This window comes from Streptomyces sp. NPDC004610, assembly GCF_040609715.1.
Lineage (GTDB): Bacteria > Actinomycetota > Actinomycetes > Streptomycetales > Streptomycetaceae > Streptomyces.
Window position 1 is genome coordinate 105,802 of the sequence record NZ_JBEXLA010000029.1, and the last position, 22,587, is coordinate 128,388.

The following is a 22,587-nucleotide window of genomic DNA, read 5'->3' on the forward strand; positions in this document are numbered from 1 at the left end:
CGCGTCCCCCAGCACCCACCGAAAACCGCCTCCCCGCGCGAGTCCCATCCCCCAGCCTCGGGCGTGACCGTGTGTGGATCTTCCGACCACCTCCCCGCGCGCGTCCCATCCCCTGTCGAGCCCCCGCCCGGCTCAGAAGTCGAGCCCTCGCCCGCCTCCGAAGCAGCCGGAGACAGCCCTCCCCCCACGCGCCCCGCCCCGTCGAGCCCCCGCCCGGCGACACCCCGTACCGCCCCCCACCCCATGTCCCACCCCTCTCCACCCCACCCCTCACCCACACCCCCGCAAGACCCACCCCGTCCAACCCGTTGTTCGATTGCCCGGCCGTGGTCTTGACTGGGCCGGACCGGCCCGACCCGGGGATTAGGATGGACGGCATGGCCAAGACCAGTACGACGACCCAGGGGCTGCGTGCGGCGATCGAGCGCAGTGGCTACTACCCGGCCCTCGTGGCCGAGGCGGTGGAGGCCGCCGTGGGCGGCGAGCCCATGCGGTCGTACCTGGTCCACCAGGAGACCACGTTCGACCAGAACGAGGTCCGCCGGCATGTGACGGTGCTGGTGCTCACGGACAACCGCTTCATCGTCAGCCACACCGACGAGCAAACGGCCGACAGCACCTCCCCGACCCCCTACGCCACCACCTCCACGGAGTCGGTCAAGCTCGGCCGGATCTCGTCGGTCGTGGTCAGCCGGGTGGTCGCCAATCCGGAGCAGTACCGTCCGGGCACCCTGCCCCGTGAGGTGGTGCTGACGATCGGCTGGGGAGCCGTCTCCCGGCTCGACCTGGAGCCCGCCGCCTGCGGCGACCCGAACTGCGAGGCGGACCACGGCTACACGGGCAGTTCCACCGCCGACGACCTCAGCCTGCGCGTCAGCGAGGCCGGGGACGGCCCGGAGACCGTCCGTGAGGCCCTCGTCTTCGCCCAGGCCATCTCCGAGGCGACCGCAGGCATCACCCGCTGATGGCCGCGCCCGCGACCACCGGTGCCGCCGACTGGGACGACCACCCCGAGCCGCTCGCCGTCGGCTCGGCGCCCCGCCCCGCCTACGGCAGCGGCTCCCTCGCCGATCTGCTGCCGACCCTGGCGGCCGGTCTGGGCGTCCCCGGGACGACCGCCGCGATCAGCGAGCTGACCCCGGTCGACCGGGCCTGCGTCTTCCTGATCGACGGCCTCGGCTGGGAGCAGCTCAAGGCGCACCCGGACGAGGCCCCCTACCTGACCTCGCTGCTCGCCTCCTCGCGCGGCGGCACCGGCACCCCCCTCACCACCGCCTACCCGGCCACCACGGCGACCTCCCTGGCCTCCGTGGGCACCGGCCTGCCCCCCGGCGCCCATGGCCTGCCGGGCTACACGGTGCGTGATCCGGCCACCGGCGAGCTGATGAACCAGCTCCGCTGGCAGCCGTGGACGGAGCCGACCGTCTGGCAGCCGTACCCCACGGTGTTCGAACGCGCCGACGCGGCCGGTGTGCACACCGCCCAGGTGTCCTCCCCGGTCTTCCAGAACACCCCGCTGACCAAGGTCGCGCTCAGCGGCGGCACCTTCCACGGACGGCTCACCGGCGAGGAGCGCATGGACCTCGCCGCCCAGCAACTCGCCGCGGGCGACCGCGCGCTGGTCTACACCTACTACGCCGAACTCGACGGCGCGGGCCACCGCTACGGCGTCGCCTCCGACCCCTGGCGCGGCCAGCTCATGTACGTCGACCGGCTGGTCCAGCGACTCGCCGAACAACTGCCCCCGCGCGCCGCGCTGTACGTCACCGCCGACCACGGCATGGTCGATGTCCCCTTCGACGACGATCACCGCGTCGACTTCGACCACGACTGGGAACTGCGTGCCGGAGTCGCCCTCCTGGGCGGCGAGGGCCGCGCCCGACACGTCTACGCCCTCCCCGGTGCCGAGACCGATGTCCTGACCTGCTGGCGCGAGGTGCTCGGGGACCGCTTCTGGGTGGCCTCCCGAGACGAGGCCATCGAGGCGGGCTGGTTCGGCCCGCAGATCGACGATCGGGTCTACGCGCGCGTGGGCGACGTTCTCGCCGCCGCGCGGGACGACGTGCTGATCATCGCCTCCGAGCGGGAGCCCAAGGAGTCCGCCATGGTCGGCAACCACGGCTCCCTGACCCCCGCCGAGCAGTTCGTCCCGCTGCTCGAAGTACGCTCCTGAGGCCCGTCACCCGCCCCGCCCTCCGCTCGCGAAGCCGCGCCGCGGCACCCCGAAAGGCACGCACCCACCCCATGCCCGAGCTGGTCTTCTTCTCCGGAACGATGGACTGCGGAAAGTCGACCCTCGCCCTCCAGATAGAGCACAACCGTTCCGCGCGGGGCCTCCAGGGCATGATCTTCACCCGCGACGACCGCGCGGGCGAGGGAAAGCTCTCCTCCCGCCTCGGCCTGGTGACCGACGCCGTCGAGGCACCCGACGGCATGGACCTGTACGCGCATCTGGTCGACCATCTCTCGCACGGCCGCCGCGCCGACTACGTGATCGCGGACGAGGCCCAGTTCCTGGCGCCGGAGCAGATCGACCAGCTCGCGCGCGTGGTGGACGACCTCGGGTTGGACGTCTACGCCTTCGGCATCACCACCGACTTCCGCAGCAAGCTCTTCCCCGGCTCCCAGCGGCTGGTGGAGCTGGCCGACCGGATCGAGGTGCTCCAGGTCGAGGCCCTGTGCTGGTGCGGCGCCCGTGCCACCCACAACGCCCGCACGATCGGCGGCGCGATGGTGGTGGAGGGCGCCCAGGTCGTCGTCGGCGATGTCAATCCGGCGGCCGAGACCGGCTACGAGGTGCTGTGCCGCAGACACCACCGCCGCCGGATGACGGCCGCCTCCGCCCACGCCGCGGCCCTGTCCCCGGACGTCCTCCCGGTCCCGCCGAACTGACCCCGCGCTGGCACCCAATGGAGCCTCACCGGACCGCCGCCCCCGCGCGCAGGCGCCCGGCCGTGCCTCACCGCACGGACCGCACCAGCGCGAACCGCGCCCCCTCCGGATCCGTCACCAGTGCCACCCGCCCGTGCTCACTGTCCCGCGCGGGGCCCAGCACCTGCCCACCCAGCTCGATCACCCGTTCGAGCGACGCGTCCGGGTCGTCGACCTCGAAGTACGTCGTCCAGTGCGGCCCCCGGTCCCGGGGCAGCGCGTCGCCCATGCCGAGGATCCCGGCGACCGGCCGTCCGCCGACCCGCAGCGTCACATAGTCGGCGTCCGCCGGACCCGCTCCCTCCGCCTCGAAACCGAACACCATCTCGTAGAACTTGGTCACGCCCACCGTGTCGAAGGTCCGCAGCTCGTTCCACGCGGGCGTGCCGGGCACCCCGGAGACCGCCGCGCCCACATGTGCCGCCCCCTGCCAGATTCCGAACACCGCGCCCGCGGGATCCGAACCGATCGCCATCCGGCCCGCCTCGGCCGCGTCCAGCGGGCCCACCCCGATCGTGCCCCCGCACAGCCGTACCGTCTCGGCCGTGGTGTCCGCGTCGTCCGAGGCCAGATACGGCGTCCAGGCGACCGGCAGATGGCGGTCCGGGGGCAGCGTGCCGATGCCCGCCACCTCGCATCCGTCCAGCAGCGCCCGCACATAGGCGCCGAGTTGCTGCGGGCCCGGACGGAACTCCCAGCCGAACAGACCCTGGTAGAAGTCCTGCGTCGCCTCCAGCCCGTGCACCATCAGACTCACCCAGCAGGGCGTGCCGGGCGCGTACCGCGCGTGTTCCGCGCCGGCCGAGCCCTGTGCCTCGGTCATCGTCACTCTCTCCTCGGCCCCACCTGGGGCCGCCTCGAATCCGCGTGGAGCACCCCTGTCCGCGCCCGGACTCCCGTCCATCCGCGCGGCACCCCGTGCCCATCATCCGGGCCACCGAGATCATTTCACGGCACCCCGTGCCCATCTCCGTACCCCAAGTCCGCCCACGGAACCCTGTGCCCAGCTCCAGGAACCCGGTGCGTACGAGGATGTCCGTGCCGGTGCGCGCCCCGCGCGCGGGAGCCCGCTCCTCGGGCGTGTCGCCGGACCCGGGCCGGACCCGGGACAGGTCCACGGCGCAGCGCCCCGGCCCACTCTCAGACCATCCGCGTCCCGCACCATGGGTGGTCGGTTCCATACGCCTGGTGACCGGGTCCGCCCGGCGGGGGAGAGTAGTCGGTCACCCGCGCTCCGGCCACCCCGTGCGCAAGGATGGTGGCCATGAACGCCATCATCTCCGCATCCGAACTCGCGAGCGACCTGGCGGGCGCCGAGCCGCCGGTCGTCCTCGATGTCCGCTGGCAGCTCAGCGTGGCCAAGGCGGCCGGTGAGCCGCCCTTCGACGGCCGTGCCGAGTACGCCGCGGGCCATGTCCCGGGCGCCGTGTACATCGACCTGGACGAGGAACTGGCCTCGGCGCCCGCCGGGCGGGGCCGGCACCCGCTGCCGGACCTGGCCGCCTTCGGCGCCGCCATGCGCCGCGCCGGGATCTCGTCCGGCACCCCGGTGGTCGTCTACGACGGAGGGCAGGGCTGGGCGGCGGCCCGCGCGTGGTGGCTGCTCGGCTGGACCGGGCACCCGCGCGTGCGCGTCCTCGACGGCGGGCTGCCCGCCTGGGAGGGCCCCCTCTCGTCGGACGTCCCCTCGCCCGCCGAGGGCGATTTCCGGCCGGTCCCGGGCGCTTCCGGTCTGCTCGACGCCGACGCGGCGGCGGCCCTGGCCCGGTCCGGCGTGTTGTTCGACGCCCGCGCGGGGGAGCGGTACCGGGGCGAGGTCGAGCCGATCGACCGGGTCGGCGGCCACATCCCGGGTGCCGTGTCCGCGCCGACCTCGGAGAACGTCGCCGAGGACGGCCGCTTCCTGCCCGCCGACAAGCTGGCGGAGCGCTTCCGCACGCTGGGCGCGGACGGCGGCACCGAGGTCGGCGTGTACTGCGGCTCGGGCGTCTCCGGCGCCCATGAGGTCCTGGCGCTCGCGGTCGCCGGCCTTCCGGCCGCGCTGTACGTCGGTTCATGGTCGGAGTGGTCCTCGGACCCGGAGCGCCCGGTGGCGGTGGGCCCGGACCCCCAGTAGCGCCGGATCCGCACGTCTCGACACGGCGAAGGGCCCGCGTCCACCAACGGACACGGGCCCTCACGTTCTGGCAAACGAACATCGCCCTGACAAATGAACATCGCCGACGGAGCCGTTCGGCCAGCCGCCCGGCGCTACTCCTGCTTCTTGCGCCGCGTCCCGAAGACGATCTCGTCCCAGCTGGGGACGGCGGCCCGGCGGCCGGGGCGGACGCCGTCGGCCTCGGCTTGGCGGTCGGTCGCGCCGACCAGCCGGTCGCGGTGGCTCCCCACCGAGCGCGGCATGAGGACATCGGCGTAGGCGGACCCGGCCGACGCGGCGGGCGCCGGGGGCTCCTCGGGCTCCGGCTGGACCGCGGGCTCCTCCGGCGCGGGCTCGGCCGGGCGCTCGGGGACCACCAGATCGCCGCGGAAGCTGGGTACGGCCTCCAGCAGGCTGGTCAGTGAGTCCCGCTCGGCGACCGGCTCGTCCAGGGGCTCGGGAACGGGCACCGGGGGCAGGCTCGGCCGCTCCCGGTCGGCCGTCCGGTCCAGCGGGCGGTCCCGCGGCAGCCGCGCGATACGGGGCACGAACGGGAAGCTGGGCTCGGGGGTGCCGAGGTCGTCGGACTCGCCGATCAGCGCGCGGGCCTCGTCGTCGACGGCCTGGACCAGACGGCGCGGCGGGTCGTAGGTCCAGCTCGCGGCATGGGGCTCGCCCGCGACCCGGTAGACCAGCAGCACTTCCCAGGTGCCGTCGTCGCGGCGCCAGGAGTCCCATTGGGCGGTGTCCTTCTCGGCGCCGCGCAGCACCAGCCGCTCCTGCACGGCCTCGCCGAGGGGCGGCCCGGAGTTCTCGCCGGGGCGGCGGACGGGGGTCTTGCGGGCGCGCTCGGCCATGAAGGCACGCTCGGCCAGCACGGGACCCTCGAAGCGCCGTACGCGGTCGACGGGGATGCCTGCCATCTGCGCGACCTCTTCCGCGGTCGCGCCGGCACGTATACGCGCCTGGATGTCGCGGGGGCGGAGGTGGCTCTCGACCTCGATCTCGATCTGGCCGAGACGGGGGCGGTCGCCGCGCACGGCGGCACGCAGCCGCTCATCGATTGGAAGGGTGTACTCCGTTGCGTCGGCAGCCTTGAGCACCAGCCGTGTGCCGTCATTGGAGACGGCCACGACACGCAGTTCGGGCATGGGAACCTCCCGGGTGGTGCCTGCCGACGTCACCTGCGTCGCTGCTTCCGCTAGTCGAGTGTGGCCTGCCCGGGTGCAGCCTGCCACAACCTTGCCGAGTTGCCCGGCGTGTCGGGCACGGGCCCTTGGTCGCCGTTATGGCACGGTTACCTATTCGCAACGCTAAGTGACCAACGCTGTCACCCTGTGCAACAAGCCCCCTCCCGGCGGTTCTTCCCGGTCCCGGACACCCCGAAGGGAGGCCGGGCCCAGGGCTCGCAACAGTACTCCATTTGGACCATGTGCGTGGATGGGCACGCCGCCCAACTTCCCGCAAGGGGTGCCGCGTCCCCGTGACAGGCGGTCGTGGTGATCATGAACGTGGCGAACTTCACGGAAACCCCGGAAACGGAACTATCGGTTTTGCCGGTACGTCCCCCACTCGTACAACTGACCGACCAAGTACGGGAAAGGCAGGCAAGATCCCGGAATGCGTGAAAGGCCCGAAGTCGTGCAGGAACCGGACAGCGGGGAGGGGGTGAGGAAGAGGCGCCTCGACCTCAGCGTGCCCCAGGTCGCGGGCAGCGCCATCGCCGCGGTGCTCGCCGCGAAGCTCGCCTCGTCCTTCGGCGTCTACGGCACCATCCTGGGCGCCGGTCTGGTCAGTGTGGTCGCCACCTGCGGAGGCTCGGTCTTCCAGCACTTCTTCACCCGCACCGGCGAACAGTTCAGGGACACACCTACGACCGCGCCCCCCGCCCCCGCGGCCACCGGCGTCACCGCGCACGACCCGCCGCCCTGGGAACCCCCGGCGTCCGGCGGGTTCACCGAGGGAACCGTCTACCGCGCGCGGGCCCGTGCCCCGCGGAAACGCACCTGGAAGCGCCCGCTCCTCGCGGCGGTCCTGGTCTTCGGCGTCACCATGGGCGGGATCACCGCCTACGAACTGACCTCCGGCGAGAACTTCAGCGGCGGAGGCGGCACCACGGTCGGCGACGCCTTCACCGGCGAAACCAAGTCCTCCACCACCCCCGGCGATTCCGTCCCGGGCGACGACTCCGGTACGACCACCCCCGCGCCCGGCACGAGCGGCGACCCCGCCGCCCCGAACGACGGCAGCAGCCCCGCCCCCACCCCGAGCGCCCCCGAGGACGACCCCGGCGCAAGCACGCCTCCCGGCTCGGGCGCACCGGACGGCACGGACACCCCCAGCGGCACCCCCGGCAGCGGGACGGGCACCCCCGACCCCGCCGTCCCCAGCGCGCCCGCTACGCCCCCAGCACCCTCCGCAGATAGTCGTTCTGGAACCGGCGCTCCGGGTCAAGGCGGTCCCGCAACGCCGTGAACTCGCCGAACCGCGGGTAGACGCCCGCGAAGTACTCCGCGTCACGCGTGTGGATCTTGCCCCAGTGCGGGCGCCCCTCATGGGCGGTGAAGATCCGCTCCGCGGCGGTGAAGTACGCCTGATAGGGCGCCCCCCGGAACATATGGACCGCGACATAGGCGCTGTCCCGGCCGGACGCGGTCGACAGGGTCATGTCGTCGGCCGGGGCGGTGCGCACCTCCACCGGGAAGCTCACCCGCAGCCGGGAGCGGTCCACCAACTGCTTCAGCTCCCGCAGCACCTCGGTCACCGCCGCGCGCGGAACGGCGTACTCCATCTCCACGAAACGGACGCGGCGGGGGGAGGTGTAGACCTTGTAGGGGATGTCGGTGTAGCTGCGGGCGGAGAGGGCCTTGCTGGACACCTTGGCGATGGCCGGCACCGTCGAGGGCACCGCGCGGCCGATCCACTGGGCGGCCTGGAAGACGCCGTTGGAGAGGAACTCGTCCTCGAACCAGCCCGCGAACTGCCCGACCGGCCGCTCGGGTCCGGCGCTGCGGTTGTTGCGCTTGGTGTTGGTGCTGGTGGTGTGCGGGAACCAGTAGAACTCGAAGTGTTCGTTCTCGGCCCACAGCTGATCGAACTCGCCGAGCACGCGCGTGAGCGGCATCGGTTCCTCGCGCGCGGTGAGCAGGAAGATCGGCTCCACGGCGAAGGTGATCGCGGTGACCACGCCCAGCGCGCCGAGCCCGATCCGCGCGGCGGCAAAGACATCGGCGTTCTCCCCGGCCGAGCAGGTCAGTACGGAGCCGTCCGCCGTGACCAGTTCCAGGGCGGTGATCTGGGCGGCCATGGAGGCGGACTCGCGGCCGGTGCCATGGGTGCCGGTGCTGGTGGCACCGGAGACCGTCTGCTCCATGATGTCGCCCATGTTGGTCAGCGACAGACCCTCGCGGGCCAGGGCCAGGTTGAGTCTCCTGAGCGGGGTACCGGCCTCCACCGTGACCGTCCCGGCCTGCCGGTCAATATTGCGGATGCCGGTCAACAGTTGAGGGCGGATCAATACGCCGTCGGTGGCCGCTATCGAGGTGAAGGAGTGGCCGCTGCCGGCCGCCTTCACCGGCAGCCCGTCCTCGGCCGCCGCCCGTACCGCGGCGACCAGCTCCTCCACCGAGGCAGGGGTGACCTCCCGCGCGGGACGCGCGACCACATTGCCGCCCCAGTTACGCCACGTGCCGTTCTTGCGGCTCGTCGTGCTGCTCAACGGACCCTCCCCGACCCGGAGCCGGCCGCTTGAGCCGGCGGTAACCGAGGAAACCGACCGCGACCGCGACGGCCCCGGCCACCGCCGGAACCACGTACCCGGCGCGCGCCCCGGAGGCGTCGATCACCCAGCCGCCCGCGGAGGAGCCGAGGGCGACGCCCACCGCCAGTCCCGTGCTGGTCCAGGTCATGCCCTCCGTCAACTGCGCGCGGGGTACGTGCTGCTCGATGAGGGACATCGTCGTGATCATCGTCGGAGCGATGGACAGACCCGCAAGGAACAGCGCCACGGCCAGAAACGGCAAGTTCCCGACCAGTAGGAGGGGGATCATACTCACGGCCATCCCGCAGACGCCCAGCAGCCAGCGGGGTTCCGGTGCGCCCTTGAAGTGCACCAGGCCGAAGGCGATGCCCGCCAGGCACGAGCCCGCCGCGTACACCGCGAGGACCAGGCTGGCTGCCGCCTTGTGGCCCTGCTCCTCGGCGAACGCCACGGTGACGACGTCGACCGCGCCGAAGATCGTGCCGGTCGCCACGAAGGCCGTCACCAGCACCTGGAGGCCGGGGGAGCGCAGTGCCGACCGGCCGGTGTGCTGCTCGCGCGGGTGCGGCACCGGCTCGGTGGCCTGCTGCGCGGTCAGCCAGAACACGCCCACCGCGAGGAAACAGGCGGCCAGGAGCGGCCCGGCCTCCGGGAACCAGGCCGTGGACAGCCCGATGGAGATGATCGGCCCGAAGATGAAGCACACCTCGTCGATCACCGACTCGAACGAGTACGCGGTGTGCAACTGGGGCGTCCCCCGGTACAGGACCGCCCAGCGGGCCCGGACCATGGCGCCCACGCTCGGTACACAGCCGATGCCCACACAGGCCACGAACAGCACCCAGTCCGGCCAGGAGAAGTGCGCCGCGAGCAGCAGCAGGGCCGCCGCCGCCAGCGCCACCAGCGTGGCCGGGCGCAGTACCCGGCGCTGCCCGTGCCGGTCCACCAGCCGGGACACCTGGGGGCCCGCCAGCGCCGCCGACAGGGCGATGGTCGCCGACAGCGCGCCCGCGAGCCCGTAGCGCCCGGTGAGCTGCGACACCATGGTCACCACGCCGATGCCCATCATCGACAGCGGCATCCGGCCGAGGAACCCGGCCACGGCGAACGCCTTGGTGCCGGGTATGGCGAACAAGGCGCGGTAGGGGCTGGGCACGTGCGTCTCCGGCGGTTCGGTGGGTGCTGCGGGGGCCGACAGGGCCGTCAGGGGTCGCGCACAGCCGGGGACGGCTCCGCCGCGGCCGGTGCGGTGCCTTTCGGCGGTCAGGCGCAAAGATGGCCGATACAGCTTACGAGTGAGCCGACCCTAATGCACCCGTGCCGACGCCGGTCCACCGCACCCCGCGCGGCCGGTGCCCCGGCTGTCAGAGGCGGGTGGCAGGATCGAAGTCATGCCAGACGCGCTCGATGCCAGCCCGTACGACGCCCTGCTCCTGCTCTCCTTCGGCGGCCCCGAAGGAGAGGACGACGTGGTTCCGTTCCTGGAGAACGTGACCCGCGGGCGAGGCATCCCCACAGAACGCCTCAAGGAAGTCGGGCAGCACTACTTCCGGTTCGGCGGCGTCAGCCCCATCAACGAGCAGAACCGCGCCCTGCTCGACGCCCTCCGCAAGGACTTCGCCGACCACGGCCTGGACCTGCCCGTCTACTGGGGCAACCGCAACTGGGCGCCCTATCTGACCGACACCCTGCGCGAGCTGGTCCGCGACGGCCACCGCCGCGTCCTGGTCCTCGCCACCAGCGCCTACACCTCGTACTCGGGCTGCCGCCAGTACCGCGAGAACCTGGCCGACGCCCTGGAGACGCTCCGCGCGGAGGGCCTCGACCTCCCCGCGGTCGACAAGCTCCGCCAGTACTTCAACCACCCCGGCTTCGTCGAGCCCATGGCCGACGGTGTGCTCGCCGCCCTGGCCGACCTCCCCGCCGAGGTCCGTGATCGGGCCCACATCGCCTTCTCCACCCACTCCATCCCGGACACCGCCGCCGACACCTCCGGCCCGGTGGAGGACCACGGCGACGGCGGCGCCTATGTCGCCCAGCACCTGGACGTGGCCCGGGTGATCGCCGACGCGGTCCGCGAGCGCACCGGCGTCGACCGCCCCTGGCGGCTCGTCTACCAGTCCCGCTCCGGTGCCCCGCACATCCCCTGGCTGGAGCCCGACATCTGCGACCACCTGGAGGACCTGCACGGCGCGGGCGCCCCGGCCGTCGTCGTCGCCCCCATCGGCTTCGTCTCCGACCACATGGAGGTCCTCTACGACCTCGACACCGAGGCCAGGGACAAGGCGGCCGAACTGGGCCTGCCCTACCGCCGCTCCGCCACCGTCGGGGACGACCCCCGCTTCGCTGCCGCCGTCCGCGACCTGATCCTCGAACGCGCCCGCACCGAGTGCGGCGAGCCGGTCACCCCCTGCGCCCTGGGCGCCCTCGGCGCCAGCCACAACCTGTGCCCCGTCGGCTGTTGCCCCGCCCGCACCCCGCGCCCCGCCGCCGCGGGCGCCGACAGCCCCTACGCGTGAGGACCCCCGTGACGGACCCCCTGCACACCGAGCTGCTCACCCTCGCCCGGCAGGCCGCCACGCGCGCGGGTGCCCTGCTGCGCGACGGCCGCCCCGCCGACCTCGCCGTCGCCGCCACCAAGTCCAGCCCGATCGACGTGGTGACCGAGATGGACATCGCCGCGGAGAAACTGATCACCGGCCTGATCTCCGAGGCCCGCCCCGACGACGGCTTCCTCGGCGAGGAGGGCACCTCCACCGCCGGCACCAGCGGCATCCGCTGGATCATCGACCCGCTCGACGGCACGGTCAACTACCTCTACGGCCTGCCCACCTGGTCGGTCTCCATCGCCGCCGAACAGGACGGCGAGACGGTCGCCGGGGTCGTCGCCATCCCTCTGCGCGGCGAGACCTTTTACGCCGTGCGGGGCGCCGGCGCCCACGCCACCGGCGCCTGGGAGGGCGAACGCCGCCTCGCCGTCCGCCCGGCCCCACCGCTGGACCAGGCCCTCGTCTCCACGGGCTTCAACTACGTGGCCGAGGTCCGCGCCCACCAGGCCGAGGTCGCCGCCCGGCTCATCCCGCTGCTGCGGGACATCCGCCGGGGCGGCTCGGCCGCCGTCGACCTCTGCGACCTGGCCTGCGGTCGGCTCGACGGGTACTACGAGCGGGGCCTCAACGCGTGGGACGTGGCCGCGGGCGACCTGATCGCCCGGGAGGCGGGCGCCCTGACCGGTGGACGCCCCGGAGAACGCCCCGCACGCGACCTGACGGTGGCCGGCACCCCCGGCGTCTTCGAGCCCCTCCAGCGCCTGCTGGAGGACTTCGGCGCCTGGCACGACTGAGGGGGCCGTCCGGCGCGGGGCCGCGAGGTCGTCCGGCAGGGCTGAGGCCGAGACGCCGGGCACGATGCCGCCCGGCTTGCCCGGCACGACCGGTGCCGAGCTGCCGGGGTGGCGTCAGAGCAAGCCGAGCAGGTCGACCGAGGCCGGGCCGGGCGCCCGGGGACGCCTTGGGCCGAACTGCCTCGCACGACTGACACCGGGCCGCTGCCTCGCACGGCTCGGGCCGTGCCGCGCGGCATGACACCCGCCGGGTCGCCTGGCTCGACCGACGCCGGGCCAGGTGGTGCGGCTGAACCGCGCCGCCCCGCACGACTCACGCCGGGCGGACCGACGCGCTTCATGCCGGGCCGCCGCGGTGCCTGCCTCAGGTCGATCCGTCCGGGACGACGTCCGTCGGCCTGCCTGGCGCGTCTGACGCGACGCGACTGAAGCGTGCCACCCGGCACCACGCACACCGAACCGCCTCTCATGCCTCACGCAGGACCCTCGGTGCGCCTCTCACGACTCAGGCTGAGACGCACCCCACCTACCCGGTGCGCCTCACTCGGGGCCGCCCCGCCCGCCTCAGGCCGCTCCGCCCGGCATGACGCCCGGTCCGACCGAAGCCGGGCCACCCGGCGCGGCTGAAGCGAGCGTCCTGGTGCGATGCAGGCTGAGTCGCCCCCCACGGCTCGTGCAGGGCCGCCCGGCACGACTCACCCCGGATCCGCCTCGCATGCCCCATGCCGGGCCGACGAGGCCGACTGACACGGGGAGCCTTCGCCGCCCCCCCGAAAAACCCCACAACAAAACCCCCGGCCCTGGACCGCCGGGGGCTTCGTCATCCTGCTCGGTTGCCGCTGGTCAGACGCTGGTCGCGCTGACCTCCACGCCATGCTCGGCGGCGAGGCGGCGCAGATCGTCGAGCTCGCCCTGCTCAACCTCGACGAGGAAGTCGTCGCCCTCGTCCTGCGCCCGCGTCAGGTCGGACTCGGTAGCCCTTATGCGCTGCAAAAGCCCTGCGGTGAATGCGTCCATGCTGCGCCCCCTCGTCCTGGGTCGTGGGTCGGTGGCACGGGGGTGTGCCGATCGGAAGGGGCGATCACGCCGATGTGGATGCCCGGCGCTGCCGTGCCGGGCGGCGACGGTGCCGGACACCCGCAAGCGGATCGCGGAGCACCGACGGATGCGACGGTGCGTGCAGAGCGTGATCGCGGGGTGTAAAGCCGTCCTCCCCCCGCTCCCTTCCGCGGAAACCTGAACCGGAACAGAAAATCCGGCATTCCCCGGGCCCGGCGGAAATCCTGCCGTCATGGCCCCCGGTCACGCCACAGGCCCCCGCGGGACGGCCGTGGGACCGACTTACCGCCGACTTACGACCGAAAAGGGCAGGATGGAGGTCAACACTCCCCAGCGACCCCTGCCCGGCCGCGCCCTCGCGCAGCCGGGCGGACACAGGAAGGACAAGCGACGTGCGCGTACTCGTCGTCGAGGACGAGCAGCTGCTCGCCGATGCGGTGGCCACCGGACTGCGCCGGGAGGCCATGGCCGTCGACGTCGTGTACGACGGTGCGGCCGCCCTGGAGCGCATCGGCGTCAACGACTACGACGTGGTCGTCCTGGACCGGGATCTCCCCCTGGTCCACGGCGACGACGTCTGCCGCAAGATCGTGGAGCTGGGCATGCCCACCCGCGTGCTGATGCTGACGGCGTCCGGCGATGTCAGCGACCGGGTGGAGGGCCTGGAGATCGGTGCCGACGACTATCTCCCCAAGCCGTTCGCCTTCAGTGAGCTGATCGCGCGCGTGCGCGCGCTGGGCCGGCGTACCAGCGTGCCGCTGCCGCCCGTCCTGGAGCGGGCCGGCATCAAGCTGGACCCCAACCGCCGCGAGGTCTTCCGGGACGGCCGGGAGATCCAGCTCGCGCCGAAGGAGTTCGCCGTGCTGGAGGTGCTGATGCGCAGCGAGGGAGCAGTGGTCTCGGCGGAGCAGCTCCTGGAGAAGGCGTGGGACGAGAACACGGACCCCTTCACCAACGTGGTGAGGGTCACGGTGATGACCCTGCGCCGCAAGCTGGGCGAGCCCCCCGTGATCGTCACCGTGCCCGGCTCCGGATACCGGATCTGATCCAGCGTGGCCGCCACACCCGCGCCTCCCCAGGCGCCCCCGAAGCCCACCTGGGACCCCCGCAGGCCGGTGCCGCCCGTGCCCTGGCTGCGCCCCACCATCCGCATACGGCTCACGCTGCTGTACGGGGGCATGTTCCTGATCGCCGGCATCCTGCTGCTGTCGATCATCTATCTGCTGGCCGCGCAGGCGCTCAACGTGGGCAGTGAGCTGCCATTCCGGATCGTCGAGGGCAAGATCTCCAGCGGAATCTGCAACTTCCCGGAGTCGGGCCAGGCGAGCGAGTTCAACGACGCCATGAACGCCTGCGTCAACCAACAGCGTCAGCACGCCCTGGACAATCTGCTCAGCCGTTCCCTGCTGGCTCTGCTGGGCCTCGCGGTGATCGCCTTCGCCTTCGGCTACGCGATGGCCGGCCGGGTCCTCTCGCCGCTCGGCCGGATCACCCGCACCGCCCGCGCCGTCGCCGGTTCGGACCTGTCCCGGCGGATCGAGCTGGACGGCCCGGACGACGAGCTGAAAGAGCTGTCGGACACCTTCGACGACATGCTGGAGCGCCTCCAGCGGGCCTTCACGGCCCAGCAGCGCTTCGTCGGCAACGCCTCCCACGAGCTGCGCACGCCCCTGGCGATCAACCGCACGCTCCTGGAGGTCCATCTCTCCGACCCCAACGCCCCGGTGGAGCTCCAGCAGCTCGGCAAGACGCTGCTGGCCACCAATGAGCGCAGTGAGCAGCTCGTGGAGGGCCTGCTGCTGCTCGCCCGCAGCGACAACCAGATCGTCGAGCGCAAGCCCGTGGACATCGCCGAGGTGGCCGGGCAGGCCATCGACCAGGTGCACGCCGAGGCGGAGGCCAAGGGCGTCGCGATCCGCGGTACGCGCGAGGCGGCGGTGGTCCAGGGCAACGGCGTCCTGCTGGAGCGGATCGCGCTGAACCTCGTACAGAACGCCGTCCGGTACAACATTGCGGAGGGCGGGTGGGTCGAGGTGACCACGGGAATCCAGCACGGGCACGCGGTGCTGGTGGTGGCGAACTCGGGGCCGGTGGTGCCGGCGTACGAGATCGACAATCTCTTCGAGCCGTTCCGGCGGCTGCGGACCGAGCGCACGGGCAGCGACAAGGGCGTGGGCCTCGGGCTCTCCATCGCCCGGTCGGTGGCGCGGGCGCACGGCGGGCACATCGCCGCGCAGCCCCGTGAAGGGGGTGGGCTGGTGATGAGAGTGACCCTGCCCGTCTGAGATCATGACGGGCCTGAGTGGCGACACACGCGGGGTTGTTCGCTTTGCGCTGAATTTTTGAGCCGCGAGCGGAGTAGACCATTGTGTGATCGATCACAGGGGCGAATTTCCGGCCATATACTCTCCGTAATTGTTTCGGCCAAGGGTAGGCCGGGAAAGTCCTGGTTTTCCAGGGGCTTGATCACGGGAAGTACACGGTGAGACGCCTTTGGAGTGCACCATGCGGACCGTGTACGGTCCCCTTCGCCATCCCAGCCGATCACTCTTGAGGAGTCCGGTTGGGTGTCGATTGAGTAACAGACCTTGATGTGAGGCAAAATCTCCGCCTCGGGTCGGGCACAAGTCCGGCCTCTCACGCGTTACGTGCGCTGGAGACACCGCAGACACCCGGAGGGGGAGAGCGAACATGGCAACCGATTACGACACCCCACGCAAGACCGACGACGACGTCGACTCGGACAGCCTCGAAGAGCTGAAGGCCCGGCGGAACGACAAGTCCGCCTCGGCCGTCGATGTCGATGAGTTCGAGGCCGCGGAGGGCCTGGAGCTGCCCGGAGCAGACCTCTCCAATGAGGAGCTGGCCGTCCGGGTGCTGCCCAAGCAGCAGGACGAGTTCACCTGCATGAGCTGCTTCCTGGTCCACCACCGCAGCCAGCTGGCCCGCGAGAAGAACGGCCAGCCGATCTGCCGCGACTGCGACTGAGGAGGGGTCGGGCATGACTGGCTCGACCTCCCCCTGGAAGCGCCGCTTTCCAAGACGGAAGGCGGACTCGGGACCGTCCGAGGACGGTTCGTACGGCGAGCTACACGACGAGCGGGGCCCTTCCATGGCTGATTCCGGTACGGAACCCGGCCCTGGCTCGGCCTCGCTCGAACCGGCGGCCGGGGCCGACCTCCCGGCACCGCTGGAAGGGCCCGCGCCCGTCGCCCGTCGCCGGGTGGCGGTCATCAGGGACCGGGCCAGGGACCTGGCCGTGGAAGGCGCCCGCAAGGGCGGCAACCGGGCCAGGGCGTCCCTGGCCTTTCTCGCCGACCGGCTGATCGATCTGGCACCGCGGATCCCCGTACGGGATCTGGCGACCCTGCGCCGGCAGTTCCCGGGGCTCGGGCCGGAGCAGATCGCCGACAAGCTGGTGGCCGGTGCCGCCAACGCCTCGGCGACCGTCGGAGCGGGAGTGGGCGCCGCCGCGATGATGCCGGTACCGCCCGCCATGCCCGCGGAGCTGGCGGCCGAGGTCACCGGGGTCGCCGCGATCGAACTGAAGCTGATCGCCGAGCTGCATGAGGTGTACGGCCTCAGACCGCCCGGCACCCTCAAGGACCGCAGCACGGCCTATCTGCGCTCCTGGTCCGGTGAGCGCGGTATCGACGTGATGAAACCCGCGTCGGTCAACGCCGCGCTCGGCGGCCAGATGAAGCGCGAGCTGCGCCAGCAGATCATGAAGCGCATGGTGCGCAATATGCCGAACCTGATGCCGTTCATGGTCGGCGCCGCCGTCGGCGCGGTCATGAACCGCCGCGACACCAAGAAGCTCGCCCACCGCATCCGCGGCGATCTGCGCCGGATGCAGATCCCCTGGGACCAGCTCACCGAGCTGCCGACGCTGGACCAGCCGACCGAGCCGCTGCCCCTGCCGCTCCGCGAAGCCCTCGGGGAAATCCCCGGGGAGGCCCCTGGAGACGCCCCTCGGGAAGCCCCCGGTGAGCCCGGCCCCCGGCGCTGACCGTCAGGCGACAACCGACCTCCCGGCCGCCGCCGACTGCCGGGCGACCGCCGATCACCGGAACCCCGCTGACCGTCAGGCGACAGCCGACCGTCCCGCCTCCGCCGCTGGCCGTCAGGCAACAGCCGACTTCCCGGCCGCGGGCCGACCGTCAAGCCCGAGCCGTCAAGCGACCGCCAGGCCGTCGGCCGACCCTCAAGCCCATGCCGACCCCCGAGCCCAAGCCGAAGTCGGCCCTCAGGCGACCGCGGCCCGTGCGCCGCGTACCGCCTCGATCAGCTCTTCCGGGTGGCGGGTCGACAGATACAGATACGGAGTGGGGTCCTCCGGGTCGGTGACCTCGATGCGCACCGCGGTCGGGATGTAGGCCCGCAGCAGCATGAAGGCGCGGACATCCGCCTTGTGGGTCCGCCAGGCGGCGGCCTCCTCGCGGTCCAGCACCTGCGCCTCACCGAGCGCCGTCACCGGGATCTTCGCCTCCCCCGCGACCAGCGCGCCCCCGACCACCCGGATCCGCACCGAGCCGTACGAGCTGCCCGCGACGGCGGCCACGGCGGTGCCGCCGACCAGACCGCCCAGCAGCGGCAGGGTGCCGAACGGCAGGAGGGTCAGCGCCAGGCCGATCCCGACCAGCAGGGAGATCCCCCACCAGGTCTTGGGCGCGGTGAGGCGTTCTTCGTACGGGGTCGCCGAGAGCTGCTCCATGCGCACTAGCTTGGCACGGGGGCCCCAAAGGGCCGTCGCCAGGGCGGCCCCGCCCCGGCCGCCGCGGAAGGCGTACGAGAAGCCGTACGGGAAGCCGGATGCGAAGCCGCACGGGAAGCCGGATGTGAAGCCGGACGCGAAGCCTCGCGGGAAGCCTGATGCGAAGCCTCGCGGGAAGCCGTACGGGAAGCCCGATGCGAAGCCGGACCGGAAGCCGGACGAGGGGACCCTGGGAGGGAGAGCCGTAGGTCACAGTGCGGGCGGGTAAGGTCTGCGGCTGTGAGTGGTACTTCCCCGAGTCCGAAGCCCCCGGCCGACGCCGTGCCGCCGGTGCGGCATCCCGACGCTCCCGCCCCCGGTGAGCTGCTCGGATCGCACTACGGCCAGTGCTTCGGCTGCGGTGGCGAACAGGCGCACGGACTGCATCTGGCGGCCCGTGCGGGTGAGGGCGTGTCGATCACCGCCGAGTTCACCGTCCAGGCCGCCCACCAGGGCGCCCCCGGCCTCGCCCACGGCGGGGTGCTGGCCACCGCCCTGGACGAGACCCTCGGCTCGCTGAACTGGCTGCTGCGGGTCATCGCCGTCACCGGGCGTCTGGAGACGGACTTCGTCCGGCCGGTCCCGGTCGGCACCACCCTGCATCTGGCGGCCGAGGTCGTCGCGGTGGCCGGGCGGAAGATCTACTCCACGGCCACCGGCCGGATCGGCGGCCCCGACGGGCCGGTCGCGGTCCGCGCGGACGCCCTCTTCATCGAGGTCAAGGTGGACCACTTCGTCGACAACGGCCGTCAGGAGGAGATCCGGGCCGCCATGAACGATCCCGACCAGATCCGGCGTGCCCGCGCCTTCGAGGTGAACCCGTGAGCCGCGAACCGCTCGGCGTTCTCGTCCGCCGTGTCGATCCCGACGTACCGCTGCCCGCGTACGCGCATCCCGGGGACGCCGGGGCCGATCTGCGGACCACCGAGGCGTGCGAGCTGAAGCCGGGGGAGCGGGCCGTGCTGCCCACCGGAGTGTCCGTGGCGCTCCCGGAGGGGTACGCGGCCTTCGTGCATCCCCGGTCCGGGCTCGCCGCCCGCTGCGGCGTCGCCCTCGTGAATGCCCCGGGGACGGTTGATGCCGGGTACCGTGGGGAGATCAAGGTGATCGTGGTGAATCTCGACCCGCGCGTGTGCGTGCGGTTCGAGCGCTTCGACCGGATTGCCCAACTGGTTGTCCAGCAGGTCGAGAGGGTTCGCTTCCAGGAGGTGGCGGAGCTTCCCGGCTCGGCGCGGGCCGAGGGGGGCTTCGGGTCCACCGGAGGCCATGCCGCCGTGGGTGCCGCCGGGACGGGCGGAACGACCGGCACGACCGGCGCAGCCGGCGGGACAGCCAGCGGCAACAAAAGCGGCACAACAAGCGGCACAAACGGTCATGTCGCCGCAGGCGGCACGACGGGTGGGAATCGATACGCATCGGTCGTATCCGACCGGGAAGGACAGTGACGTGTTCGGACGTCGCAAGAAGAAGGATGCCGCCGAGGGCGCGGCCGGCGAGGCCGAGCAGGTCGTCGACAGTGTCGGCACTGAGGCGGACGACGCAGCGGACGGCGAGGGCGGGCGCGAGCGCGTCCGCCTGGAGCCCGAGCCCCGGCCCGACGGGCCCTGGGACAGCACTGAGGTGACCGAGCCGGCCGAGGGCCGGGTCGACCTGGGCGGCATCTTCGTCCCGGGTGTGGACGGCATGGAGCTGCGGGTCGAGGTCGCCGGTGACGCGATCGTCGCGGCCACGGTCGTCCTGCGCGACAGCGCGGTCCAGCTCCAGGCGTTCGCCGCGCCGAAGCGCGAGGGCATCTGGGGCGAGGTGCGCGAGGAGATCGCCACCGGCATCACCCAGCAGGGCGGCATCGTCGACGAGGTCGAGGGGCCGCTGGGCTGGGAGCTGCGGGCCCAGGTGCCGGTGCAGCTGCCGGACGGCACGGGCGGCTTCCAGGTGGTCCGGTTCGTCGGTGTGGACGGCCCCCGCTGGTTCCTGCGCGGAGTGATCTCCGGGCAGGGCGCGGTGCAGCCGCAGGCCGCCGGGCTCCTGGAGCAGATCTTCCGGGACACGGTGGTGGTGCGCGGCGAGGGCCCGATGGCGCCTCGCGACCCGATCGTCCTGAAGCTGCCCAACGACGCCCAGATGGTCCCCGAGGGCGTGCAGCAGGAGGACCAGGCCGGCTCCCGCTTCTCCGGCGGCATGGGCCAGCTCCAGCGCGGACCGGAGATCACCGAGGTCCGATAGCGGTCACGGCAACGGCAACCAGGGGTTTCGCAGGATCCGCAGCCCCCTGCGAAACCGAACACCGCACGATTCACCGTCGTACGAGGATGGGCCGCGTTCCCGAGAGGGGCGCGGCCCATCGCCGTACCCGGGTCCGGTTTCTGTGGTGGCACCCCTTGACGCCCTCTTGGTCCATACCTATCGTCTCCGGCCAACAACCCTCCTGTTCATGGAGGGAGTCGTCGTTCATATACGAGAATGCTCGCCAGGGTATTCGTAGTCGAGAACGGATGGACCTCCACGATGCCGAACACCCCCACACGGCACCGCCGCAGAGCCGCGTCCCTCACCGCCACCGCGGCGCTCGTCGCCGGACTGCTCGCCGGACCCGCGAACGCCGCCCCCGCCACCTTCACCCACCCCGGCGTCACCGTCTCCAAGAGCCAGCTCGACTTCGCCCGGGAGAAGGTCCTGGCCGGGGCCCAGCCCTGGAAGGGCGCCTACGACCAGATGATGGCGAGCAAGTACGCCGTCCAGAGCCGGACGCCCAAGCCCCGCGCGGTCGTGGAGTGCGGTTCGTACTCCAACCCGAACAACGGCTGCACCGATGAGCGCGAGGACGCCATCGCCGCGTACACCAACGCGCTCGCCTGGTACATCACCCGGGACGCCCGCTACGCCCAGAAGGCCATCCAGCTGATGGACGCCTGGTCGGGCACCCTCACCGACCACACCAACAGCAACGCCCCGCTCCAGACCGGCTGGGCCGGTTCCTCCTGGCCCAAGGCCGCCGAGATCATCAAGTACACCTACACCGGCGGCTGGCCGAACTCCGGGCGGTTCGCCACCATGCTCCGCACGGTCTACCTCCCGGAGATCATCAACGGCTCGAACTCCAACGGGAACTGGGAGCTGTCGATGATGGAGGCCGCGCTCGGCATCTCCGTCTTCCTGGAGGACAAGGCGTCCTACGACCAGGCCATGGCCAGGTTCCGCACCCGCACCGCCGCCTTCGTGTATCTGGCGTCGGACGGGGAGCTGCCGAGGACCGTGCCCAGCCAGAACCTCAACACCCGCGACAAGATCGTCAGCTACTGGCAGGGCCAGTCGACCTTCGTCACCGGTCTCACCCAGGAGACCTGCCGCGACTTCACCCACACCGGATACGGCATCTCCGCGATCTCCCATGTCGCCGAGACCAGCCGCATCCAGGGCCAGGACCTCTACGGCACCGATGTCGGCGAGCGGCTGCGGCACGCCCTGGGCTTCCAGGCCCGCTACGAACTGGGCGAGGCCGCCCCGGGCTGGCTGTGCGGCGGCACCCTGCACCGGGGCCTCGGCCCGATCACCGAGGTCGGCTACAACGCCCTGCACAACCGGCTGGGCATCGCCATGTCCAACACGGAGGCGCTGACCCTGCGGGGTCGTCCCTCGGGGAGCAACAACCTCTTCGTCGCCTGGGAGACCCTCACTCACGGTGACAACCCCAACTGATTCCGGCGCGTCTTATCCGTTGATCGGCCGGGCGCCTCCGGCAATACTGGCGCCCGGCCCAGCGGGAGGTTCCGAACGCTCCAGGGCCGGGCACGGGGGAGGAAGAGCATGAACCAGGTGGTCACCGACACCATGGTCGGTGTCGAGGACGTCCACAAGTCGTACGGGCAGGGCGCCGCCGCCGTGCACGCCCTGCGCGGGGTGTCGTTCGCCGTGCCGCGCGGCGAGCTGGTCGCCCTCAAGGGCCGCTCCGGGTCCGGCAAGACCACCCTGCTCAACATCGTCGGCGGGCTCGACGCCCCCGACCGGGGCCGGATCACCCTCGACGGGCGGGAGCTGACCGGGCTCGGCGAGAACGGCCTGCTGGAGCTGCGCCGGGACCGGATCGGCTTCGTCTTCCAGTCCTTCGGCCTCATCCCGATCCTGAGCGCCGCCGAGAACGTCGGTGTGCCGCTGCGGCTGCGCAGAACCGACCCGCGCGAGCGCGATGAACGCGTCGCGCTGCTGCTCGCCCTGGTCGGCCTCGCCGAGCACGCCGCCCAGCGGCCCGGCGAGCTGTCCGGCGGCCAGCAGCAGCGGGTCGCCATCGCCCGCGCCCTCGCCAACAACCCCGCCCTGCTCATCGCCGACGAGCCCACCGCCCAGCTCGACGCCGAGACCGGCCACGCGGTGATGGAACTGCTCAAGGCGGTCGTCCGCAGCGAGGGCGTCACCGCGCTCGTCGCCACCCATGACGCGACCCTGCTGGACCTCGCCGACCGGGTGCTGGAGCTGAGCGACGGGACGATCGTGGAGGCGTGACCTGGGCCACCGTGGGGCCGTCGGCGCGTAGGGCGGCGCATCAGGGTTCTGTCAAAGACGTCCCCTCGGCTCACCCTCGTCCCCTTTGTCGGCATCGTTGGCCGTAA

Annotated in this window: 22 protein-coding genes; 16 read left to right on the forward strand and 6 right to left on the reverse strand. The window is 72.1% G+C overall.

What is annotated here, in order from left to right; all coding sequences use genetic code 11:
- Positions 1-368 precede the first annotated feature (368 nt).
- The 3 genes from ABZX40_RS28795 (at position 369) to ABZX40_RS28805 (ending at position 2,892) form a co-directional block, all read left to right on the forward strand.
- Entirely contained in the window at positions 369-965 is a 597-nt protein-coding gene (locus ABZX40_RS28795) for a DUF5998 family protein (RefSeq protein ID WP_355744349.1), read from the forward strand.
- Positions 965-2,173, forward strand: coding sequence for a nucleotide pyrophosphatase/phosphodiesterase family protein (locus tag ABZX40_RS28800; protein ID WP_355744352.1), 1,209 nt, complete (start codon positions 965-967; stop codon positions 2,171-2,173). The genes ABZX40_RS28795 and ABZX40_RS28800 overlap by 1 nt, the downstream gene beginning before the upstream one ends.
- Before the next feature lie 71 nt (positions 2,174-2,244).
- A complete protein-coding gene (locus ABZX40_RS28805) occupies positions 2,245-2,892 on the forward strand; it encodes a thymidine kinase (protein WP_355744355.1) in 648 nt (215 codons plus the stop codon).
- Positions 2,893-2,959: 67 nt separating this feature from the next.
- Here the strand turns inward: ABZX40_RS28805 and ABZX40_RS28810 are convergent, their stop codons facing one another.
- Positions 2,960-3,754 (reverse strand): VOC family protein, encoded by a 795-nt coding sequence (locus tag ABZX40_RS28810; RefSeq protein WP_355744358.1) that lies wholly within the window; start codon positions 3,752-3,754, stop codon positions 2,960-2,962.
- A gap of 441 nt (positions 3,755-4,195) precedes the next feature.
- Between ABZX40_RS28810 and ABZX40_RS28815 the strand changes: the two genes are divergently transcribed.
- Positions 4,196-5,047, forward strand: coding sequence for a sulfurtransferase (locus ABZX40_RS28815; protein WP_355744361.1), 852 nt, complete (start codon positions 4,196-4,198; stop codon positions 5,045-5,047).
- Positions 5,048-5,181: 134 nt separating this feature from the next.
- Here ABZX40_RS28815 and sepH read toward each other — a convergent pair whose 3' ends face one another.
- Complete coding sequence (sepH, locus tag ABZX40_RS28820) at positions 5,182-6,219, reverse strand: septation protein SepH (protein WP_355744364.1); 1,038 nt, start codon at positions 6,217-6,219, stop codon at positions 5,182-5,184.
- Positions 6,220-6,688: 469 nt separating this feature from the next.
- Between sepH and ABZX40_RS28825 the strand changes: the two genes are divergently transcribed.
- The gene (locus ABZX40_RS28825) at positions 6,689-7,543 is read left to right on the forward strand and encodes a hypothetical protein (protein WP_355744367.1); all 855 of its coding nucleotides are present in this window, start codon (positions 6,689-6,691) and stop codon (positions 7,541-7,543) included.
- Here the strand turns inward: ABZX40_RS28825 and ABZX40_RS28830 are convergent.
- Together ABZX40_RS28830 and ABZX40_RS28835 are read right to left on the reverse strand one after the other, a co-directional pair.
- Positions 7,467-8,786, reverse strand: a complete 1,320-nt coding sequence (locus ABZX40_RS28830; protein ID WP_355744369.1) for a D-arabinono-1,4-lactone oxidase — start codon at positions 8,784-8,786, stop codon at positions 7,467-7,469. The two genes, ABZX40_RS28825 and ABZX40_RS28830, sit on opposite strands and share 77 nt — an antisense overlap.
- Positions 8,746-9,984, reverse strand: coding sequence for an MFS transporter (locus ABZX40_RS28835; protein WP_355744372.1), 1,239 nt, complete (start codon positions 9,982-9,984; stop codon positions 8,746-8,748). Before ABZX40_RS28835 ends, ABZX40_RS28830 begins: the two co-directional genes overlap by 41 nt.
- Positions 9,985-10,219: 235 nt before the next feature.
- Here ABZX40_RS28835 and ABZX40_RS28840 point away from each other — a divergent pair, with 235 nt between their 5' ends.
- Together ABZX40_RS28840 and ABZX40_RS28845 are read left to right on the forward strand one after the other, a co-directional pair.
- Complete coding sequence (locus ABZX40_RS28840) at positions 10,220-11,347, forward strand: ferrochelatase (RefSeq protein ID WP_355744374.1); 1,128 nt, start codon at positions 10,220-10,222, stop codon at positions 11,345-11,347.
- A gap of 8 nt (positions 11,348-11,355) precedes the next feature.
- Positions 11,356-12,171, forward strand: coding sequence for an inositol monophosphatase family protein (locus ABZX40_RS28845; RefSeq protein ID WP_355744377.1), 816 nt, complete (start codon positions 11,356-11,358; stop codon positions 12,169-12,171).
- Between the two features lie 843 nt (positions 12,172-13,014).
- Here the strand turns inward: ABZX40_RS28845 and ABZX40_RS28850 are convergent.
- Positions 13,015-13,188 (reverse strand): hypothetical protein, encoded by a 174-nt coding sequence (locus ABZX40_RS28850; RefSeq protein ID WP_355744380.1) that lies wholly within the window; start codon positions 13,186-13,188, stop codon positions 13,015-13,017.
- A 434-nt stretch (positions 13,189-13,622) separates the two neighbouring features.
- Here ABZX40_RS28850 and ABZX40_RS28855 point away from each other — a divergent pair, with 434 nt between their 5' ends.
- From ABZX40_RS28855 to ABZX40_RS28870, 4 genes are all read left to right on the forward strand, one after another.
- On the forward strand, positions 13,623-14,276 hold the full coding sequence (locus ABZX40_RS28855; RefSeq protein WP_069778299.1) for a response regulator transcription factor: 654 nt from the start codon (positions 13,623-13,625) through the stop codon (positions 14,274-14,276).
- 6 nt (positions 14,277-14,282) lie between these two features.
- Positions 14,283-15,515 carry a HAMP domain-containing sensor histidine kinase gene (locus ABZX40_RS28860; protein ID WP_355744383.1) on the forward strand — a complete coding sequence of 411 codons (1,233 nt, stop codon included), beginning with the start codon at positions 14,283-14,285 and terminating at the stop codon, positions 15,513-15,515.
- A gap of 406 nt (positions 15,516-15,921) precedes the next feature.
- The gene (locus ABZX40_RS28865; protein WP_003993510.1) at positions 15,922-16,218 is read left to right on the forward strand and encodes a DUF4193 domain-containing protein; all 297 of its coding nucleotides are present in this window, start codon (positions 15,922-15,924) and stop codon (positions 16,216-16,218) included.
- A gap of 13 nt (positions 16,219-16,231) precedes the next feature.
- Positions 16,232-17,239, forward strand: coding sequence for a hypothetical protein (locus tag ABZX40_RS28870; RefSeq protein WP_355744387.1), 1,008 nt, complete (start codon positions 16,232-16,234; stop codon positions 17,237-17,239).
- Between the two features lie 237 nt (positions 17,240-17,476).
- On the opposite strand, the gene ABZX40_RS28875 is transcribed toward ABZX40_RS28870, so the two are convergent.
- Complete coding sequence (locus ABZX40_RS28875) at positions 17,477-17,944, reverse strand: DUF3093 domain-containing protein (protein ID WP_355744390.1); 468 nt, start codon at positions 17,942-17,944, stop codon at positions 17,477-17,479.
- 279 nt (positions 17,945-18,223) lie between these two features.
- Between ABZX40_RS28875 and ABZX40_RS28880 the strand changes: the two genes are divergently transcribed.
- The 5 genes from ABZX40_RS28880 (at position 18,224) to ABZX40_RS28900 (ending at position 22,480) form a co-directional block, all read left to right on the forward strand.
- On the forward strand, positions 18,224-18,808 hold the full coding sequence (locus ABZX40_RS28880) for a PaaI family thioesterase (RefSeq protein WP_355744393.1): 585 nt from the start codon (positions 18,224-18,226) through the stop codon (positions 18,806-18,808).
- Positions 18,805-19,428 carry a dUTP diphosphatase gene (gene dut / locus ABZX40_RS28885; protein ID WP_355744396.1) on the forward strand — a complete coding sequence of 208 codons (624 nt, stop codon included), beginning with the start codon at positions 18,805-18,807 and terminating at the stop codon, positions 19,426-19,428. The genes ABZX40_RS28880 and dut overlap by 4 nt, the downstream gene beginning before the upstream one ends.
- Before the next feature lies 1 nt (position 19,429).
- On the forward strand, positions 19,430-20,206 hold the full coding sequence (locus ABZX40_RS28890; RefSeq protein ID WP_355744399.1) for a DUF3710 domain-containing protein: 777 nt from the start codon (positions 19,430-19,432) through the stop codon (positions 20,204-20,206).
- 282 nt (positions 20,207-20,488) lie between these two features.
- Positions 20,489-21,679: an alginate lyase family protein gene (locus tag ABZX40_RS28895; protein WP_355744402.1), complete on the forward strand. Its 1,191-nt coding sequence runs from the start codon at positions 20,489-20,491 to the stop codon at positions 21,677-21,679.
- A 108-nt stretch (positions 21,680-21,787) separates the two neighbouring features.
- Entirely contained in the window at positions 21,788-22,480 is a 693-nt protein-coding gene (locus ABZX40_RS28900; protein WP_355744405.1) for an ABC transporter ATP-binding protein, read from the forward strand.
- Positions 22,481-22,587: the final 107 nt, after the last annotated feature.

Coding starts and splice junctions, on each gene's coding strand:
- ABZX40_RS28825 (WP_355744367.1), top strand. CDS start 6,689: ATGCGTGAAAGGCCCGAAGTCGTGCAGGAACCGGACAGCGGGGAGGGG.
- ABZX40_RS28900 (WP_355744405.1), top strand. CDS start 21,788: ATGAACCAGGTGGTCACCGACACCATGGTCGGTGTCGAGGACGTCCAC.
- ABZX40_RS28795 (WP_355744349.1), top strand. CDS start 369: ATGGACGGCATGGCCAAGACCAGTACGACGACCCAGGGGCTGCGTGCG.
- ABZX40_RS28840 (WP_355744374.1), top strand. CDS start 10,220: ATGCCAGACGCGCTCGATGCCAGCCCGTACGACGCCCTGCTCCTGCTC.
- ABZX40_RS28805 (WP_355744355.1), top strand. CDS start 2,245: ATGCCCGAGCTGGTCTTCTTCTCCGGAACGATGGACTGCGGAAAGTCG.
- ABZX40_RS28810 (WP_355744358.1), bottom strand. CDS start 3,754: ATGACCGAGGCACAGGGCTCGGCCGGCGCGGAACACGCGCGGTACGCG.
- ABZX40_RS28800 (WP_355744352.1), top strand. CDS start 965: ATGGCCGCGCCCGCGACCACCGGTGCCGCCGACTGGGACGACCACCCC.
- ABZX40_RS28895 (WP_355744402.1), top strand. CDS start 20,489: ATGCCGAACACCCCCACACGGCACCGCCGCAGAGCCGCGTCCCTCACC.
- ABZX40_RS28870 (WP_355744387.1), top strand. CDS start 16,232: ATGACTGGCTCGACCTCCCCCTGGAAGCGCCGCTTTCCAAGACGGAAG.
- ABZX40_RS28875 (WP_355744390.1), bottom strand. CDS start 17,944: ATGGAGCAGCTCTCGGCGACCCCGTACGAAGAACGCCTCACCGCGCCC.
- ABZX40_RS28850 (WP_355744380.1), bottom strand. CDS start 13,188: ATGGACGCATTCACCGCAGGGCTTTTGCAGCGCATAAGGGCTACCGAG.
- sepH (WP_355744364.1), bottom strand. CDS start 6,219: ATGCCCGAACTGCGTGTCGTGGCCGTCTCCAATGACGGCACACGGCTG.
- ABZX40_RS28815 (WP_355744361.1), top strand. CDS start 4,196: ATGAACGCCATCATCTCCGCATCCGAACTCGCGAGCGACCTGGCGGGC.
- ABZX40_RS28865 (WP_003993510.1), top strand. CDS start 15,922: ATGGCAACCGATTACGACACCCCACGCAAGACCGACGACGACGTCGAC.